Consider the following 15,938-nt stretch of genomic DNA (forward strand, 5'->3'; position numbering starts at 1 on the left):
TGCGGCTTTGATCCCGGCGAGGGAGGAAGCCCGGATGAAGCGTCGTGAATTTCTGGTCGGAGCCGCGCTGCTGGCCGGCTCCATGGCGCGAGGCAGCGCCGCCACCAACATCCCTACTCCGTCGGCTGACGGGCTCGACCGCATCACCGCCTATTTTGACAACGAGGTGACGCTTGGCCGCCTGCCGGGTGCGGTGGTCCTGGTGCAGCAGCACGGCAAGCCGGTGTATCTGAAGAACTTCGGCGTGCGCGACACCAGGACCGGCCTTGCGATGACGCCGGACACGATCTTCGCCATCCACTCGATGACCAAGCCGATCACGTGTCTCGGCGCGATGATGCTGATCGACGAGGGCAAGCTCGCGCTCACCGCCCCCCTGTCGAAATACGTCCCGCTCTTCGCCGACACCAAGGTGGGCCTGGAGCCGGAGGGCACCTCGAAGGTCGAACTCGAGCCGCCGATCCGCCCTGTCAACATCGAGGATCTGCTGCGGCAGACCTCGGGCATCAGCTACGACTATATCRGCGCTCCATGGGTGATGCAGGTTTACCAGGCCGCAAATATTTTCGAGGGGCCCTTCAACAACAGGCAATTCGCCGACCGCATCGCCAAGCTGCCGCTCACGCGCCAGCCCGGAACGCTGTGGCGCTACGGCCATTCCACCGACGTGCTCGGCGCCGTCATCGAGATCATCTCGGGCCAGACGCTGTATGAATTCCTCAAGCAGCGCATTCTCGATCCGCTCGGAATGAACAGCACCAAATTCGTGCTGAAAACGCCGGAGGAGCGCGCCCGGATGGCGCGGCCGCTGCCGAGCGACCCGGTCCTGCTCGCCGGCGAGCGCGACCGCCTCGACCATCCCGAATGGGAATCCGGCGGCGGCGGGCTGCTCTCGACCATCACCGACTATCAGCGCTTCTCGCAGATGCTGCTCAATGGCGGCGAGTTCGAGGGCAAGCGTTACCTCAGCCCCGCCGTGTTCAAGGCCATGACGACCGATCACGTCGGGCCCGGCTCCGGCGTGGGACGCGACTATTTCTATTTCCCGGGCGACGGCTTTGGCTATGGCTACGGCATCGGTGTGCGCACCGATCCCGGCAATGCGAAGCCGCCGCCGGCCGGATCGATCGGCGAATTGAAATGGGACTCAGGCAGCGGCACCTATTTCGGCGTCGATCCCAAGCTCGACATGGTCTACCTCTTGATGCAGCAGACCCAGAACGAGCGCAGTCGCATCACGCCCGCCTTCAAGGAACTGGTCTACGGCTGCTATCCCGAAGGGCTACGCCGCCCGTGAGGCGCGCTGGCCGAAATCGGCGAGCAGCTTTGCGATCTCGGCGGCGGGCCGCGCCGCGCTGAACAGAAACCCCTGCACCTCGTTGCAGCCTTCGGCGCGCAGCCAGTCGAGCTGATCCTCGGTCTCGACGCCTTCAGCCGTCGTGGTGATGTTGAGGCTGCGGCCGAGGCCGGAGATCGCGCGCACGATCGCGACGCAATCGGGCCGCTGCGCCAGATCCTTCACAAACGAACGGTCGATCTTGATCTTGTCGAACGGGAAGCTACGGAGATAGCTGAGGCTGGAATAGCCGGTGCCGAAATCATCCATGGAGATGCTGACGCCGAGCTCCCGCAATTGATGCAGAATCGCAAGATTGGCATCGGTCTCCGCCAGGAAGATCGACTCGGTGATCTCGAGCTCGAGCCGCTTCGGCGACAGGCCGGACTGCGCAAGCGCGGAAATCACGACTTGGACCAGGTTGCGGCTGCGGAATTGCGCCGGCGACAGATTGACCGCGACCTTGACGTCGACAGGCCATTTCACCGCCTCCGCGCAGGCCTCGCGCAGCACCCACTCGCCGAGCTGGGTGATGAGGCCGATGTCCTCGGCGACCGGAATGAATTCCGCCGGCGAGATCATGCCCTTGTCGGGATGACGCCAGCGCAACAGCGATTCGAAGCCGGAGATGCGGTCGGACGCGATCGACACCAGCGGCTGGTAATGCAGCTCGAACTCGCCATTGGCGAAGGCGCGGCGCAGATCGAGCTCCATGTCGCGGCGCTTCTGCGCCTGGAGGTCCATCTCGCGCTCGAAGAAATGGTGCACGCCGCCGCCATCGGACTTCGCCCGGTACAGCGCCATGTCGGCGTTGCGCATCAGCTCCTCCGACGTCGTGCCGTCGCCGGGCGACAGCGCGATGCCGATGCTGGCGCCGATCACCATCTCCTGGCCGTCGAGGTCGTAGGGCGCCTTCAGCATGTCGATCAGCAAGGTCGCGCAGGCGCTGGCTTCGTTGGGCGAGACGTCGGCTGCCAGGATCACGGCGAACTCGTCGCCGCCAAGCCGGGCCGCGAGATTGCCGCCGCGGACCGCGGTGGTGAGGCGTTCGGCAACTTGCTTCAGCAGGCGATCCCCCACCGGATGCCCGAAGGAATCATTGATGTTCTTGAACAGGTCGAGATCGATATAGAGCACGCCGACCCGTTTTCCGCCGGCCTGGTCGAGCGCCTGCTTCAAGCACTGCTGGAAATGTTCGCGGTTCGGCAGATCGGTGAGCCCGTCATGGTGCGCCATGTGGGCGATCCGCGCCTCGGCCTTGCGCCGCTCCGTGATGTCGACCACCGCGACCAGATAGCCGTCGCGATCGTCGAAGGCGACGCGGCGGCCGAAAGTGAGCACCTCGATCTCGCTGCCATCGGCACACAAATGGCGCCAGTTGCGCGAGGAATGATAGGTGTCGCCGATGCGTTCGAGCGCCTCGGCGTGGCTGTCCCACTCGTCCTCGGGCCAGATCTCGTGCAGCTTCATCCGCAGGAAGGTGGCGCGGCTGTAGCCGTAGTGCTGGACCGCGGCATCGTTGACGCTGAGGAATTCCTTGGTCTGTGCCTCGAACACCCACATCGGCATCGGGTTGTTGTCGAACAGCAGACGAAATGAGGCGTCGCGCCGCTTCAACGCGGTGACGTCGGAGATCGTCAACGAGACCAGATCGGCGAAGGCGGTGGCACTGAGCCGAAGGTAACGTCCGTCGTCCTCGATCTCGAGCTGCTCGCCGCGGCCGCCGGAGACGACCTTGAGCAGGAAGTCCATGATTTCGGGCGAGGCCAATAGCGTATTCCCCTCGCCGATCCGCCGCCACAACAGGCCCGCGCTCGCGGCTTTCAGCAGCGCTCCGGCGCTCTTGTTGTGGTGCACGATCTGGAGATCGAACGGCTTGCCGGCGGCATCGCGTAGCGTCGCCAGCGAAACCACGGCGTCATCGGTCGACGAGAAGATCGCGTCCAAGAGATTGTATTGCGCGCCGCGCTCGTTGATGTAGGCGCCGACCAGTGTGGCGCCCCAGCGCGAGGCGGTCGGCAGCGCCAGCACATCGTAGGTCCGGACCATGCCGTCGCGCACGCAATGCGCGCTGGCCTGGTGCGGACGTCCGTTCTCGAGCGCGCTCGCCACAGCTTCCGACAGCGCCGTGGCGCAATCAGGAGAGAGCTCCGCGACCGGGATATCCCAGCGCTCCTCGCCGAGCCATTTCTGCACGTAACGCCCGCTGCGCGACAATTCGAGCGCGCCATCGTTCTTCAGCAGCGCGATGTGGTCGGCGAGCCGTCCGAGGCTCCCAAGCATCACGTCCTCATAGCGCGGCAGCCGCTCGCCCGGCTTCAACGCGGCACGCCATTTGCGTTGAAGCACCGGGATGTCGTCAAACATTTCGGCGGCCGGTTTTCCCGGCATCTTCTTCGCGGCAGTCATTGCAGTCCCCAACGCACTTTCCCAGGGCATCCAATGCAGCCGCGCTTAATGCCGTGTAAAAAGGACGCAGCCGCGGGTTCCATTCGGCGATTATGACAGTTTTAAGTCAGGTGTTGGTTAGTGCGCGTTAGAGACTATGACGGTTGCCTAAAATGCGATGCGTGCGCGTGAGAGTGAAGTTATGGCGCACAGCTGCTTCATCCTCGTCATTGCGAGCGCAGCGAAGCAATCCAGACTGCCGCCGCGGAAAGATTCTGGATTGCTTCGCTGCGCTCGCAATGACGGAGTGCGCAGGAGCCGCGCCCGCCTCTCTCGAGTCCCGGACGCGACGCAGCGCGTAGCGGTGCGGCGCAGATCCGGGACCCAGCAGATGACATAACACGCTGACCCATGGGCCCCGGCTCTGCAGCGTATCACTTCGTGCTGCGCTGCGTTCGGGGCACGAGAGCGTCGTTGAATGACTGACATGGGCTCGCATCCTCGCGGCGCATTTCGCCCGAGCTTTGCCTGATCGCCTCATCCTCGAATGAAAGAGGGCGCAGGGAAGACCGGGAGCCCGCTGGCACCCGCGGTCCACTGTGCGAAATTGTGGTGAGAAATCTGCACAGCGGCATACAGGTGTAGCCAAGACATCCCGGCCTTCCCTGCGCAGTAGTTGGAACGGCTTATGTCGTGCTCGCCCCGGGGAGCGATGCACTATTGCCCCCGTCGCCTTGCAGATGGCTGATGCGCCCGCCCGGCTGGGCAACACGCACCACCACAAGACTTGGCGCACAGACCCCGGGCGCCAGGACGACACGATTTGGCCGTACGTGGATCACACCGGTCGTGCGTACGACATGTCTCGCTCACGGTTTCCCGCCCTGCGATCACCTTCGCACCAGTGTGCCCCACGTCCACCGCCGCCCGGCCCGCGTTCGTGACGATCGCGATACGCCCCTCTTCCTTGGGCCGGGTTGATGCGGACTATCCGTCAATTCCGAATTTCGGTAAAGTGGAATATTTTTGTAGGCACGCATTGACCGACGATTGGCGTGTTTTGCCCGACGGGCAACGCAAGGGATTGTGGATGCGTAGGGTGGGCAAAGCGGAGCGTGCCCACCGTTACCAGATGCGATTGTTGAGAGATGGTGGGCACGGCGCGCGAAGTGCGCGCCTTTGCCCACCCTACGGGCTACGAAGGCGCCTCCAACCTTTCAATCACCAGATCGAGCAGCGCGCGCAGGCGCGCCAGGCGCCGGAGATCGCGGTGATAGCCGACATACGTGTCGCGGCCGGGCGGCGTTGCGCCGATGTCGAGCGCGACGAGACGGCGATCGCGGTCGCCGAGGGGGCGTGGCAGCACGGCAAACCCGCCGCCGCAGGCACACAGCTCCGCCTGCGCCTGGCGGTTGTTGCTGCGCGAGGCGATCTCCGCATTCGGCAGCGCGCGCTTCAACCAGATCGCATCTGGCATGTCGGCGAATTCGGCATTCATGGTGACGACACGGGCGCCGCTTCCGTCGCCGGCGCGCGGCGGCTTGCTGCCCTTCCTGCCATACAGCGCGTAGGGAATGTGGAGCAGCTTTCTCGAGATTACCTCGGGCTCGCTGAACGGCTTGATGCGGAAGACGAGATCGGCCTCGCGCCGCGGCAGGCTGTAGAGGCGCGCATCGGTCAGGAGCTCGACGATCACCTTGGGATGGCGCTTGCCGAAGGCGGCGATCACCGGCGACAGCATCACCGTGCCGAACCAGTCCGACGACGACAGCCGCAACATGCCGTCGAGCTGCGTCTCCGCACCCGAGGCGTGGCGCTGAAGCGCGAGCGCCTCCTCCTCGATCCGCTCGGCGTGGCGCAGCACGGCGGCGCCCTCGTCGGTCAGCACAAAACCATCGGCGGTGCGCTGGAACAGCGTTTGTCCCAGCGCGGTTTCGAGCGCGCGAAGCCGCCGCCCCATCGTCGGCTGGGTCTGGCCGATCTTGCGCGCGGCAGCTCCGAGCGTGCCTTCGCGCGCAATCGCCAGGAAGATGCGCAGATCGCTCCAGTCCATCGAAATGACCTCATACAGAAATGCACGATCGTCGTACATCCTTGTTTATTTCCATGCAAAAATTCATGGGCATATTGGAGGCCAACAACGGAGCAAGACGATCATGACGAGACAATCGACGATGCGGGCTGCGATCCTGGAGACCCACAACGCGCCGCTGCGCCTCTCAACCGTCTCCACGCCCGAGGTCGGGCCGCGCGAGGTGCTGGTGCGGGTGCATGCGAGCGGGGTCAATCCGCTCGACACCAAGATTCATGCCGGCGCGGCGGCGCATGCGCGCCATCCGCTGCCCGCCATTCTCGGAATCGATCTCGCCGGCGTGGTCGAGCAGACCGGGCGCGACGTGACGCGGTTCAAGCCGGGCGACGAGGTCTATGGCATGACCGGCGGCGTCGGCGGCGTGCCGGGATCGCTCGCCGAGTTCGCCGCGGTCGATGCCGACCTGCTGGCGCCCAAGCCCGCCAATCTCAGCATGCGCGAAGCGGCCGCCCTGCCGCTGATCTTCATCACGGCCTGGGAAGGCCTGATCGATCGCGCGGCGCTGATGGCCGGCCAGAAGGTTTTGATTCATGGCGGTGCCGGCGGCGTCGGCCACGTCGCGATCCAAATCGCGCGCGCCATCGGAGCAGACGTGTTCGCGACCGGCTCGGCAGCGCAGCGCGCCACCATCGAAGGCTTTGGCGCTGTGTTCATCGACCGCGGCACTGCGATCGAAGCTTACGTTGCAGAGCATACCGGCGGCCGCGGCTTCGACATCGTCTACGACACCGTCGGCGGCAAGGTGCTCGATGCCTCCTTCGAAGCCGTGCGCCGTTTTGGCCATGTGGTGAGCGCGCTGGGCTGGGGCACGCACGCGCTTGCGCCGCTGTCGTTCCGCGCCGCCAGCTATTCCGGTGTGTTCACGCTGCTGCCGCTGCTATCAGGCGAAGGCCGCGCGCATCACGGTGAGATCATGGCGGAAGCGACGCGCCTGGTTGAAGCCGGCAAGCTCGCGCCGCTCGTCGATGCAAGGCGCTTCACGCTGGAAAGTGTTGGCGATGCCTACGCTCTGATCCGGTATCACGCCGCCAAGGGCAAGCTGGTCGTCGACATCTGAGGTGAGGCTCGTAGCCCGGATGGAGCTGTCTGCTGCTCCCGCCGCTAGTCCTCGCTGGCCGCCGCGGAGCGATTGCGCAAGTAAGCCTGCGACAACAGGAAGAACAGTGCGCGCTCGCCATGATACTTGGCGGACGGCCGGGTGCGCTCGAAGCCATCGGCAAATATCTTGCCGGACTGGCACACCTGCCATCGCCAGCCAAACCGCTTACGCCTGGTGATGATCACTTCAAACATGCCGACGGGCTTGGTCCCCTGCTTCTGCCGGTCTCGCAAGTCATGCGCCTGCTCCGGCCTCCCCCGTTAGACGGATGCCCGACATATAGCGCAGCAGGACGGAAAGAGAATAAAATTGATTATCGGAAATCCGTATCTTCCACCGGCTATGACGAAGTCGCGACGCTTGCGGAATAAGCCTGTGCCGGCGGTGTTAATCGCTTCCTTCAACGCTGCTTGCAACGCTGCTTGCAACGCTGCTTGGTAGCGCTGGCAAAGGTATTCAAGTCGGAACACAAGACGCGCATGCCCGGTAAGCGAACGCTCACCGGGCATTCACGCCGCAGCTCAGCGGCCGACTCGCGCCTGGAGATGCGCAGGATAGCGGTCGCCCTGCACGGCGACCTTGGACAGCACCCCTGCAATTGCAGTGAGGTCCGCGTCCGACAGCGTCACCGCAGCCGCGCCGAGATTTTCCTCGAGCCGGTGCAGCTTGGTGGTGCCCGGGATCGGCACGATCCACGGCTTCTGCGCGAGCAGCCAGGCCAACGCGATCTGCGCCGGCGTCGCTTTCTTCATTGCGGCGATCTCGCCAAGCAGATCGACGAGGGTCTGATTGGATTTGCGTGCGCTGGATGAGAAGCGCGGCACGATGTTGCGGAAGTCGCTCGCATCGAACGTCGTGCGCTCGGTGATCGCGCCGGTGAGAAAACCCTTGCCGAGCGGGCTGAACGGAACGAAGCCGATGCCGAGCTCTTCCAGCGTCGGCAAGATCTCCTGCTCCGGCTCGCGCCACCACAGCGAATACTCGCTTTGCAATGCGGTCACGGGCTGCACCGCATGGGCGCGGCGAATGGTCTGCGCGCCCGCCTCCGACAAGCCAAAATGCAGCACCTTGCCGGCCTGGATCAGATCCTTGACCGCGCCCGCGGTCTCCTCGACCGGCACGTCGGGATCGACGCGGTGCTGGTAGAACAGATCGATGCGATCGGTCTTGAGCCGCTTCAGGGCTGCCTCCGCCACCGCCTTGACGTTGGCGGGCCGGCTGTCGAGCCCGGCCTCGACCTTGCCGCCCTTGAAGCCGAACTTGGTGGCGATCACGACCTTGTCGCGGAACGGCTGAAGCGCCTCGCCGAGCAGCTCCTCGTTGGCAAAGGGCCCATAGGCCTCGGCGGTGTCGAAGAAGGTCACACCGCGCGCGACGGCGGTCCTGATCAGTGCGATCGCCTGCGACGTCTCGGTCGCCGGGCCATAACCGTAGCTCAGGCCCATGCAGCCGAGGCCGAGGGCCGAGACCTCGAGGCCGCTCTTGCCCAATGTTCGCATCTGCATCGTCAGCTCTCCCTTGAGTTCATGTTCGGCAGCGAATTTAGGCCACGCGCCGGCCCGCGATTAGATGATAAAAGCGGTATGTACTGATGAGATGGATTCATGAATGACCCGCACCAACGTCAATGACCTCCTGGCCTTCCTTGCGGTCGCGCGCGAGCGCAGCTTTACCCGCGCGGCAGCCCAGCTCGGTGTGTCGCAGTCGGCGCTCAGCCATACTGTGCGCGGCCTGGAGGAACGGCTCGGCCTGCGGCTGCTCACCCGCACCACCCGCAGCGTCGCGCCAACGGAAGCGGGCGAACGTCTACTTCGCAATGTCGGGCCGCGCTTTGCGGAGATCGACGCAGAGCTGTCGGCGCTGACCGCGCTCCGCGAGACGCCGGCGGGCACCATCCGCATCACCACCGGCGAGCACGCCGCACAGACGGTGCTGTGGCCGGCGGTCGCAAAGCTGCTGCCGCGCTACCCCGATATCAAGGTCGAGCTCGTCGTCGACTATGGCCTGACCGATATCGTCGCCGAGCGCTACGACGCCGGCGTGCGCCTCGGCGAGCAGGTCGCCAGGGACATGATCGCGGTGCGGATCGGGCCGGAGATGCGCATGGCCGTGGTCGGCGCGCCCGCCTATTTCGCCGCGCGGGGCAAGCCGAAGCTGCCGCAGGATCTCACCGAGCACAATTGCATCAACCTCCGCCTGCCGACCTATGGAGGGATCTATGCCTGGGAGTTCGAGAAGCGCGGACGCGCGATGAAGGTGCGGGTCGACGGCCAGCTCGTGTTCAACACCGGCCTGCTCAGGATGAATGCCGTGCTGGCGGGGCTTGGCCTTGCCTATATCCCCGACGATCTCGTCAAGCGCGAGATCGCCGACGGCCGGCTGATCCGCGTGCTCGCCGACTGGTGCGCACCGTTTGCGGGCTATCACCTCTATTATCCGAGCCGTCGGCAGCCGACGCCGGCGTTCGCCGTGCTGGTGGAGGCGCTGCGCTATCGGAAGTGACGGGGCGCGGCCCTCCTCCTGGTCATTGCGAGCACTGCGAAGCATCCAGAATCTTTCCGCGGAGGTACTCTGGATTGCTTCGCTGCGCTCGCAATGACGGTGGGGAAACAGCTGCGCGTCGAAACTGCGCTCTCGTGCCCCGGACGCGGCGCAGCGCTCCTTCAGCGGTGCGCCGCTGAGCCGGGGCCCATCTATCGAGATATGTGCTTGTGGCTTCCTGGGTCCCGGCTCTGCGGAGCGGCATTGCATGCCGCACCGCGTCCGGGACACGAGACTAGCGCGCGACCACTTCCACTTCGCCGTCGACGCCGTTGACGACGTTGAAGCCGCGCTCGTAGACCTTGCCCTCGTTCTTGGCGATGGCGCGGTATTCGCCTTCGGAGAGCACGACGCGCGGGAAGGCGCCGATCGATTCCTTGATGACGTCGCCGCCGGGGGTCAGCACCGACCAGGCGGTGTTGGCGAGCGCCTCGCCGCCCCTGTCGCTGACGAGCTTGAGCGTGATCACGGCGGCGCGGTGGGTGATGGTGACATCGGTGAGCTTGCCAGCCTGGACGCGGATGTCCGAGCGCACCACCGAATTGGCATCGCCATAATTGGAGATGATGTAGTAGGTGCCCTCCGGGATCAGCACGACGTCGCCGGCGGCGACGTTCGGGACCAGCGAGGCGCGCTCGCCGGACTCGAACTGGCTGCCCTTGTAGATCGCGAACGAGATCTGGTTCTGCGGAATGCGGCTGGTGCCGACGCGGCCCTCGATGCGCAGGCCGCCGGCCGGCAGCACGAAGGATTCGCGATCGGTCTCGGCCTTCAGGCTGACGGTGCGCACCGCACTGACGAGGCCGAAGGCGACGTGCACGACGTAATTGCCCGGCGGCAACACGATGTTCGGCGTGGCGTTCCGATCCTCGCGGATCAGCTTGAAGGTGCCGTTCTCGTCAGGACGGTCGGCAAACACGCGCCAGACCAGGCCGCTGGTGATCGCGGGTGTGTCCTTGCCGTATTTCGCGGTCAGCGACAGAACGCCCTGGCCGGGCACGGCCGCGTTGAGCGGCGGGGCCGCCGGCACGGTGCTGACCGCGGGCGGCGGCATGCTGGGCGTGTTCGGCTGGAGCAGGGTCGGCGGCAGGCTCGGCGGCGCAGCACCCGGGCCGGAGGGGGGCGCGAGGCTGACGGCGCCGCCGGGGTCGGGCACCGAGGCGGGCGGCACCGGGGGCGGACGATCGGAGAAAAGCTGCGCCTGGGCAGCATTTTGGCCAAGGATATAGAGGCAGGCAGCAAGGAGAAGCGTCGGCAGCAGCGATGTGCTGCGCCGCCATCCGATGATGCCGTCACCCCCGAGAGTCATGCCACCTGCTTTTCACCGAAAACGCGGCAAATTCAAGCCTCCGAATCCCCAAGGAATACCGCCCGATACGGTTCTTTGGAACCCGGTTGACGCCTGCGTGATTAAACGGGAGGCAGCCGCTCCTCGCCACACTCCTGCCCCCTGCTTCCCGAACGGTATAAACCATGCTTTGCCCTCGTTCTGGCGGAGCGGAAGTACGGCGCCTACTCTGCTGTGAGGGCTGGCCCGGGGTAGGAGGGTTTCGGTGCTTGATATCTTGAAGGGTCGGGGCGCGAACGGCTCCAATGGAGAGAAGGTCGGTCTTGGCAGCGTGCGACGGCCGGTCATTGGCCTGGCGCTCGGCGGTGGCGCGGCGCGCGGCTTTGCCCATATCGGCATCCTCAGAACCCTGGCCGCCAATGGCATTGTGCCTGACGTGGTGGTCGGCACCTCGATCGGCGCCGTGGTCGGCGGCCTCTATGCGGCCGGCCGGCTCGACACGCTGCAGGAGTGGGGACGCAGCCTGCAGGGGATGCGCAACATCCTCGGCTATCTCGACATCCGACTGAGCGGCTCCGGCCTGATCGGCGGTGAGAAGCTGGCAACCCGGCTCGAGGATGCGGTCGGCCAGACCCTGATCGAGGATCTTCCGATCAAGTTCGCCGCCGTCGCAACGGAGGTCCGTACCGGCCACGAGATCTGGCTGACGCGCGGCCGCGTGGTCGACGCCATGCGCGCCTCCTACGCCCTACCCGGCATCTTCTCGCCCGTCCTGATCGGTGACCGCTGGCTGGTCGACGGTGCGCTGGTGAATCCGGTGCCGGTCTCGGCCGCCCGCGCGCTCGGCGCCGAAATCGTCATTGCCGCAAATCTTTCCAGCGACATCTTCACCCATTCCACGACGATCTATTCACACGGCGCGGTGCCCGAGACGGTCCCGCCGGCGGCCGAGGCGACCACGGCGAAGCGGCGCTTCCCGCGATTGTTCTCGCCCGAGAAGACCATGAAGCGCGAGTTCTTCGGCGGCGCCGGACGGCCCGGCATCTCCTCGGTGATGGTCGACGCCTTCAACATCATGCAGGACCGCATTACCCGCGCGCGCCTCGCCGGCGATCCGCCCGATCTCCTGATCACGCCGCGGGTCGGCCATTTCGGCTGGTTCGACTTCCACCGCGGCGAGGATCTGATCGCGCACGGCACCCGCGCCGCCGAGCGCGCACTGGAGTCGATCCAGGAGGCGATCGAGGTGCTCGCGCCGGCGCCCGCGGGCAGCGCGCCCAAGGCGGGCGAGCCCAAGACAGACGAGTGAAGCCGCTCAGGCCGTCTTGATATAGTCGCGCAGGGCTTCCTGCTCGGCCTCGTATTCCTGGACGCGGCGCTTGACGATGTCGCCGATCGAGATCAGGCCGACCACCTTGCCATCGTCGACGACCGGCAAATGGCGGAACTTGCCGGTGGTCATCGTCTCCATGAGCTCAGCGACCGTGTCCGTCTCCTTGCAGGTCACCACCTTGCGGGTCATGACCTGGGAGACCGGCTCCTCCAGCGCGCCGGCGCCGCGCTCGCCGATCACGCGCACGATGTCGCGCTCGGACAGGATGCCTTCGAGCCGGCTCTGGTTCATCACCAGCACCGCGCCGATCTTCTTCTCGCCGAGCAGTTTGACCGCGGCAGCCAGCTTGGCGTCGGGCTCGACGCTCATGATCTGGTGGCCCTTGGTGTTGAGAATGGAACGTACCGTCATTGTCGGCCTCCCTGAATCGGATCCGTCCGCATTTCGCGGACCGGACTTGTTCGTCGAGTCTTCAACTAACAGTTTAGGCGCCGGTTGCACGCTGAGGCGCTTTGCGAAGCATCGCCRCTAGTGGCTTGTCGCTTCGGAACATTCTTCTCGGGAATGATGGATGAATTCGGGCGGCGCCGCAAGCGGCGCTTCAAATGCGGTTTGAAATGTCCTGTGATGACGCATCCGCAGCATCGTTTCGCACGCGCGGCACGGGATCGAACAGCGCGAACAGCAGAAGGCCCGCGAAGAAGCCGCCGATATGTGCCTGCCAGGCGACGCTCGTGGTTTCGGAATCGACGCCGATCGCGCCGACGCCGAAGATGATGTTGACACCGAACCAAACGGCGAGGAAGCCGACCACCCGCCCGTCGCGCAGTGCGCGCGACAGCGGCAGTGCCGGAACCCTTGAGGCGGTATCGGCGTCTGATCGGTTGAACGACAGGAAGCTGCCGCGGACAAAGGCAAAGCGGATCGCCGCCGCCATCGCGCCGGACACCGAGGCCGAGGCGCCGATCATCGGCGCCACCGCGTGCTCATGGGTGACGAGATGGGCGAGCGCGCCGGCCGCCGCCGTCACCGCGAGAAACAGGAAGAACCTGATCGCGCCAAAGCGCCGCGCCAGCGCGCTGCCGAACGGCAGCAGCCACAGCACGTTGAAGCCGAGATGGGTCAGATTGGCGTGCAGCAGCGAATAGGTGACGAAGGTCCAGACCTTGGCGCCGGCCCCGCCGGGGATCTGCAGGTTGAGCAGCGAGGAATCGTAACGTTTCGGGATGAAGCCGAAGACGTCGATGGTCCAGTTCTCGAGCTCCGGCGGCAGCAGCACCCGCAGATGGATCACCGCCAAAAGGAGGATATAGGCGGTCAGCGCGACCGGCAGCGTCAGGATCGGCTCGCGCGGAGCTTCCTCGACAACGGCCGGCAGCTCCGGCGGAGAATCTTGCGGGGAATCCAAGGCAGCTTCGCTTTCAGGCGCGATCGGAGCGACAGGCTTAACGACAGCCTTGGAGATAGTCGCCTTTGCCGGCCTTGCGCAAGTGCACAAAAGGAAAAGGCAGGGCCCTGGGAAAGCCCTGCCTGTCCATGTCGGTCTTCCGGTACCCAGAGGAATAAGGTGTATCCCCACCCCTCCCCGCGGCCCGTGACCAAACTGTTTGACGCCCGTGTACAGGCCCCGCCGAAAACCTGGATGAAAGCGGCGAGGCTTGCGACCGCGATCACCATAGCAGCGGCGCGCCGGACGGAAAGCGGATAGTTAATTTAACGTTAACGACGCAAAGACAGCCTCCGGGGGCCCGAAAACGCCTCCACGGCATGGACGCTGCAAATCCCCTCCTGCACAACAACGAAAGGGATCGCGGGTGCACTGAAGCGGGACAGGTCTGTCCCGCGAGCTAGCGCCCCGGGGTAAGCGTTCAGTCATGAAACATCCGTCGAGCCGCGCGTTCTTCGCGTATTGGGACAAGAAGCGCGGCACTGCGCGAGCCCCTGATCGGGCCGATATCGATCCGGCCGCGGTCCGCGGCCTGCTCGGCGATATCTTCGTGCTGTCCTGCGAGCAAAACCTCGGCTTCCCGTTCCGCGTCGCCGGCACGCGCGTCTGCGCGCTCGCGGGGCTCGACCTCAAGGACCAGAGCTTTGCGGCGCTGTTCACCGCGGCCAGCCGCAGCGAGATCGAGGAGATCACCACGATCGTCGCCGACGAGACGCTAGGTGCGATCGCCGGCGTCACCGCCGCGCGCGAGGATGGCAGCAAGGCGCATCTCGAGCTGCTGCTGCTGCCCTTCAACGCCCGCCCGCATACGCCGGTGAGTGTCACCGGCGTGCTCGCACCGTTCAACGACGAATGCGGCGCGTTGTCCGCATTCGCCCTCACCTCCTGGCGCTATCTGCATCAGCCGGAGAAGCTGCTGCCGCGCGCAATCCGCAAATTGCAGATCGCACGCGGGCTGATGGTGTATGAGGGGCTGAGGTAGTTTTCGTTTCGACGAGGGCGAACGCCGCGACCTCGATACAGTCTCTCACCGGGATGACACAGCCATGTCCGACATCATCAGTTTCGGTACGCTTCAGCTCCGCTTCCTGCACAGCAAGGACGACACCGGCGGCAGCGTCGACATCTTCGAAATGACGCTCCAGCCGAATGCGCGGATGCCGATCCCGCATTATCACGACCGCTGGGACGAAACCATCTACGGGCTGTCCGGCGTATCGACCTGGACGATCGACGGCAAGCAGAACGATCTCGGCCCCGGAGAATCGGTCTTCATCAAGCGCGGCATCGTGCACGGCTTCACCAACCGTTCGACGGGACCGGCAACATGCCTGTGCATCCTGAGCCCCGGGGTGCTGGGCCCGCAATATTTCACGGAGATGGCCGCACTCCTGTCGGCCGGCGCGCCACCCGATCCCGCGAAGATGAAAGAGACGATGCTGCGCTACGGACTGGTGCCCGCGCCGACAGCGTGAGCCAGGCTCGCGATCCATCATTGGAACCTTACCTGCTGCAGGACGTTTAGCTGTTTGCCGGGCATATGCCTGCACGGCAACGCGGCTCGGCCGGAGACGATGCGTTTGCTCGCCGCCGGGCCTCCGTCGAGGGACGATTCCCCGTGATGGAGCACGCGACCAGAGTTGGTAATCGCCTGTTAGCTGCATTACCGCCGGCCGACTTCGCGTTGCTTGCACCGTATCTCCGGAAAGTACCGCTCCAGCACGACGCAGTCCTGGTTAACGACGGCGTCGTCGGCCTCATGACTGCGCTCGGCCCCGTGCGATCTCCCCTGACGGCGGTTGTCCGCGTGGCCGGGACCGCACTGCAGATCTCGCCCGCGCGATTTCAAGCGACGCTCGAACGCAGTCCTGCCCTCGCAAGCGCAGTTCAGATCGTCACCAGGGCGATGATGACGCAATTCCTGCACGTCGCGGCCTGCAATGCCCTGCACTCCGTCGAGGCCCGGCTGGCCCGCTGGCTGCTTCACATTCACGATCGAACGGAGGGCAGTGGTGACGTCCTGCACCTGACGCAAGAGACGTTGTCGGAATTGCTCGGCGTCCGGCGGACCACCGTCACGCACGTCGTGAGCGCACTTCGAACCTCAAGGGCCCTGAAATCCAGTCGGCGCGGCCAACTCGAGATCGACAGGCCGCGACTCGAGGTCGTCGCCTGCGAGTGCTACAAGGTGATGAGCCGCAGGATCGATCGGATCGTTTCGCAGGATGCCGTCAGGCGGCTTCACACCGCGCCCGCGCGGAATGGCTGCCCGCCCCCGGACTTCCCGTTCGCCAAGACCGATTCATAGACCCAGGCCTCTCTGGCGAACCACTCATGCGTCGCCGCGCACATCCCGCAATATGTGCGCGAAAAGAACACCGTACTGCACCGAAATCTTTCGCGATCTATCTCGA

The 15,938-nt window shown here is 65.2% G+C and carries 14 protein-coding genes; 7 read left to right on the top strand and 7 right to left on the bottom strand.

Annotated features, from left to right (window positions below):
• Positions 1-34 precede the first annotated feature (34 nt).
• Entirely contained in the window at positions 35-1,297 is a 1,263-nt protein-coding gene (locus AB4Z51_RS25150; RefSeq protein ID WP_441498211.1) for a serine hydrolase domain-containing protein, read from the top strand.
• Here the strand turns inward: AB4Z51_RS25150 and AB4Z51_RS25155 are convergent.
• Positions 1,283-3,745: a putative bifunctional diguanylate cyclase/phosphodiesterase gene (locus AB4Z51_RS25155; RefSeq protein WP_135216527.1), complete on the bottom strand. Its 2,463-nt coding sequence runs from the start codon at positions 3,743-3,745 to the stop codon at positions 1,283-1,285. The two genes, AB4Z51_RS25150 and AB4Z51_RS25155, sit on opposite strands and share 15 nt — an antisense overlap.
• Before the next feature lie 1,174 nt (positions 3,746-4,919).
• Positions 4,920-5,777, bottom strand: a complete 858-nt coding sequence (locus tag AB4Z51_RS25160; protein WP_441498248.1) for a LysR family transcriptional regulator — start codon at positions 5,775-5,777, stop codon at positions 4,920-4,922.
• 103 nt (positions 5,778-5,880) lie between these two features.
• Between AB4Z51_RS25160 and AB4Z51_RS25165 the strand changes: the two genes are divergently transcribed.
• A complete protein-coding gene (locus tag AB4Z51_RS25165; RefSeq protein ID WP_167768359.1) occupies positions 5,881-6,873 on the top strand; it encodes an alcohol dehydrogenase catalytic domain-containing protein in 993 nt (330 codons plus the stop codon).
• A 44-nt stretch (positions 6,874-6,917) separates the two neighbouring features.
• On the opposite strand, the gene AB4Z51_RS25170 is transcribed toward AB4Z51_RS25165, so the two are convergent.
• On the bottom strand, positions 6,918-7,148 hold the full coding sequence (locus AB4Z51_RS25170; RefSeq protein WP_014494328.1) for a hypothetical protein: 231 nt from the start codon (positions 7,146-7,148) through the stop codon (positions 6,918-6,920).
• A gap of 288 nt (positions 7,149-7,436) precedes the next feature.
• The gene (locus AB4Z51_RS25175; protein WP_135217325.1) at positions 7,437-8,420 is read right to left on the bottom strand and encodes an aldo/keto reductase; all 984 of its coding nucleotides are present in this window, start codon (positions 8,418-8,420) and stop codon (positions 7,437-7,439) included.
• Positions 8,421-8,523: 103 nt separating this feature from the next.
• Here AB4Z51_RS25175 and AB4Z51_RS25180 point away from each other — a divergent pair, with 103 nt between their 5' ends.
• A complete protein-coding gene (locus tag AB4Z51_RS25180) occupies positions 8,524-9,417 on the top strand; it encodes a LysR family transcriptional regulator (protein ID WP_071912654.1) in 894 nt (297 codons plus the stop codon).
• A gap of 274 nt (positions 9,418-9,691) precedes the next feature.
• Here the strand turns inward: AB4Z51_RS25180 and AB4Z51_RS25185 are convergent, their stop codons facing one another.
• On the bottom strand, positions 9,692-10,765 hold the full coding sequence (locus tag AB4Z51_RS25185) for a hypothetical protein (RefSeq protein WP_441498212.1): 1,074 nt from the start codon (positions 10,763-10,765) through the stop codon (positions 9,692-9,694).
• A 244-nt stretch (positions 10,766-11,009) separates the two neighbouring features.
• Between AB4Z51_RS25185 and AB4Z51_RS25190 the strand changes: the two genes are divergently transcribed.
• Entirely contained in the window at positions 11,010-12,053 is a 1,044-nt protein-coding gene (locus tag AB4Z51_RS25190) for a patatin-like phospholipase family protein (RefSeq protein WP_231142219.1), read from the top strand.
• Between the two features lie 6 nt (positions 12,054-12,059).
• Here the strand turns inward: AB4Z51_RS25190 and AB4Z51_RS25195 are convergent, their stop codons facing one another.
• The gene (locus AB4Z51_RS25195) at positions 12,060-12,488 is read right to left on the bottom strand and encodes a CBS domain-containing protein (protein WP_071912650.1); all 429 of its coding nucleotides are present in this window, start codon (positions 12,486-12,488) and stop codon (positions 12,060-12,062) included.
• Between the two features lie 190 nt (positions 12,489-12,678).
• Positions 12,679-13,485, bottom strand: a complete 807-nt coding sequence (locus AB4Z51_RS25200; RefSeq protein ID WP_441498213.1) for a rhomboid family intramembrane serine protease — start codon at positions 13,483-13,485, stop codon at positions 12,679-12,681.
• Positions 13,486-13,951: 466 nt separating this feature from the next.
• Between AB4Z51_RS25200 and AB4Z51_RS25205 the strand changes: the two genes are divergently transcribed.
• The 3 genes from AB4Z51_RS25205 (at position 13,952) to AB4Z51_RS25215 (ending at position 15,832) form a co-directional block, all read left to right on the top strand.
• Positions 13,952-14,506 carry a PAS domain-containing protein gene (locus tag AB4Z51_RS25205; protein ID WP_441498214.1) on the top strand — a complete coding sequence of 185 codons (555 nt, stop codon included), beginning with the start codon at positions 13,952-13,954 and terminating at the stop codon, positions 14,504-14,506.
• A 64-nt stretch (positions 14,507-14,570) separates the two neighbouring features.
• Positions 14,571-14,999 (top strand): cupin domain-containing protein, encoded by a 429-nt coding sequence (locus AB4Z51_RS25210; RefSeq protein ID WP_441498215.1) that lies wholly within the window; start codon positions 14,571-14,573, stop codon positions 14,997-14,999.
• Positions 15,000-15,142: 143 nt separating this feature from the next.
• On the top strand, positions 15,143-15,832 hold the full coding sequence (locus tag AB4Z51_RS25215) for a Crp/Fnr family transcriptional regulator (protein WP_441498216.1): 690 nt from the start codon (positions 15,143-15,145) through the stop codon (positions 15,830-15,832).
• Positions 15,833-15,938 lie beyond the last annotated feature (106 nt).

The sequence above is a fragment of the Bradyrhizobium sp. 2TAF36 genome (assembly GCF_052114925.1).
In the GTDB taxonomy this organism is placed as follows: Bacteria; Pseudomonadota; Alphaproteobacteria; order Rhizobiales; family Xanthobacteraceae; genus Bradyrhizobium; species Bradyrhizobium barranii.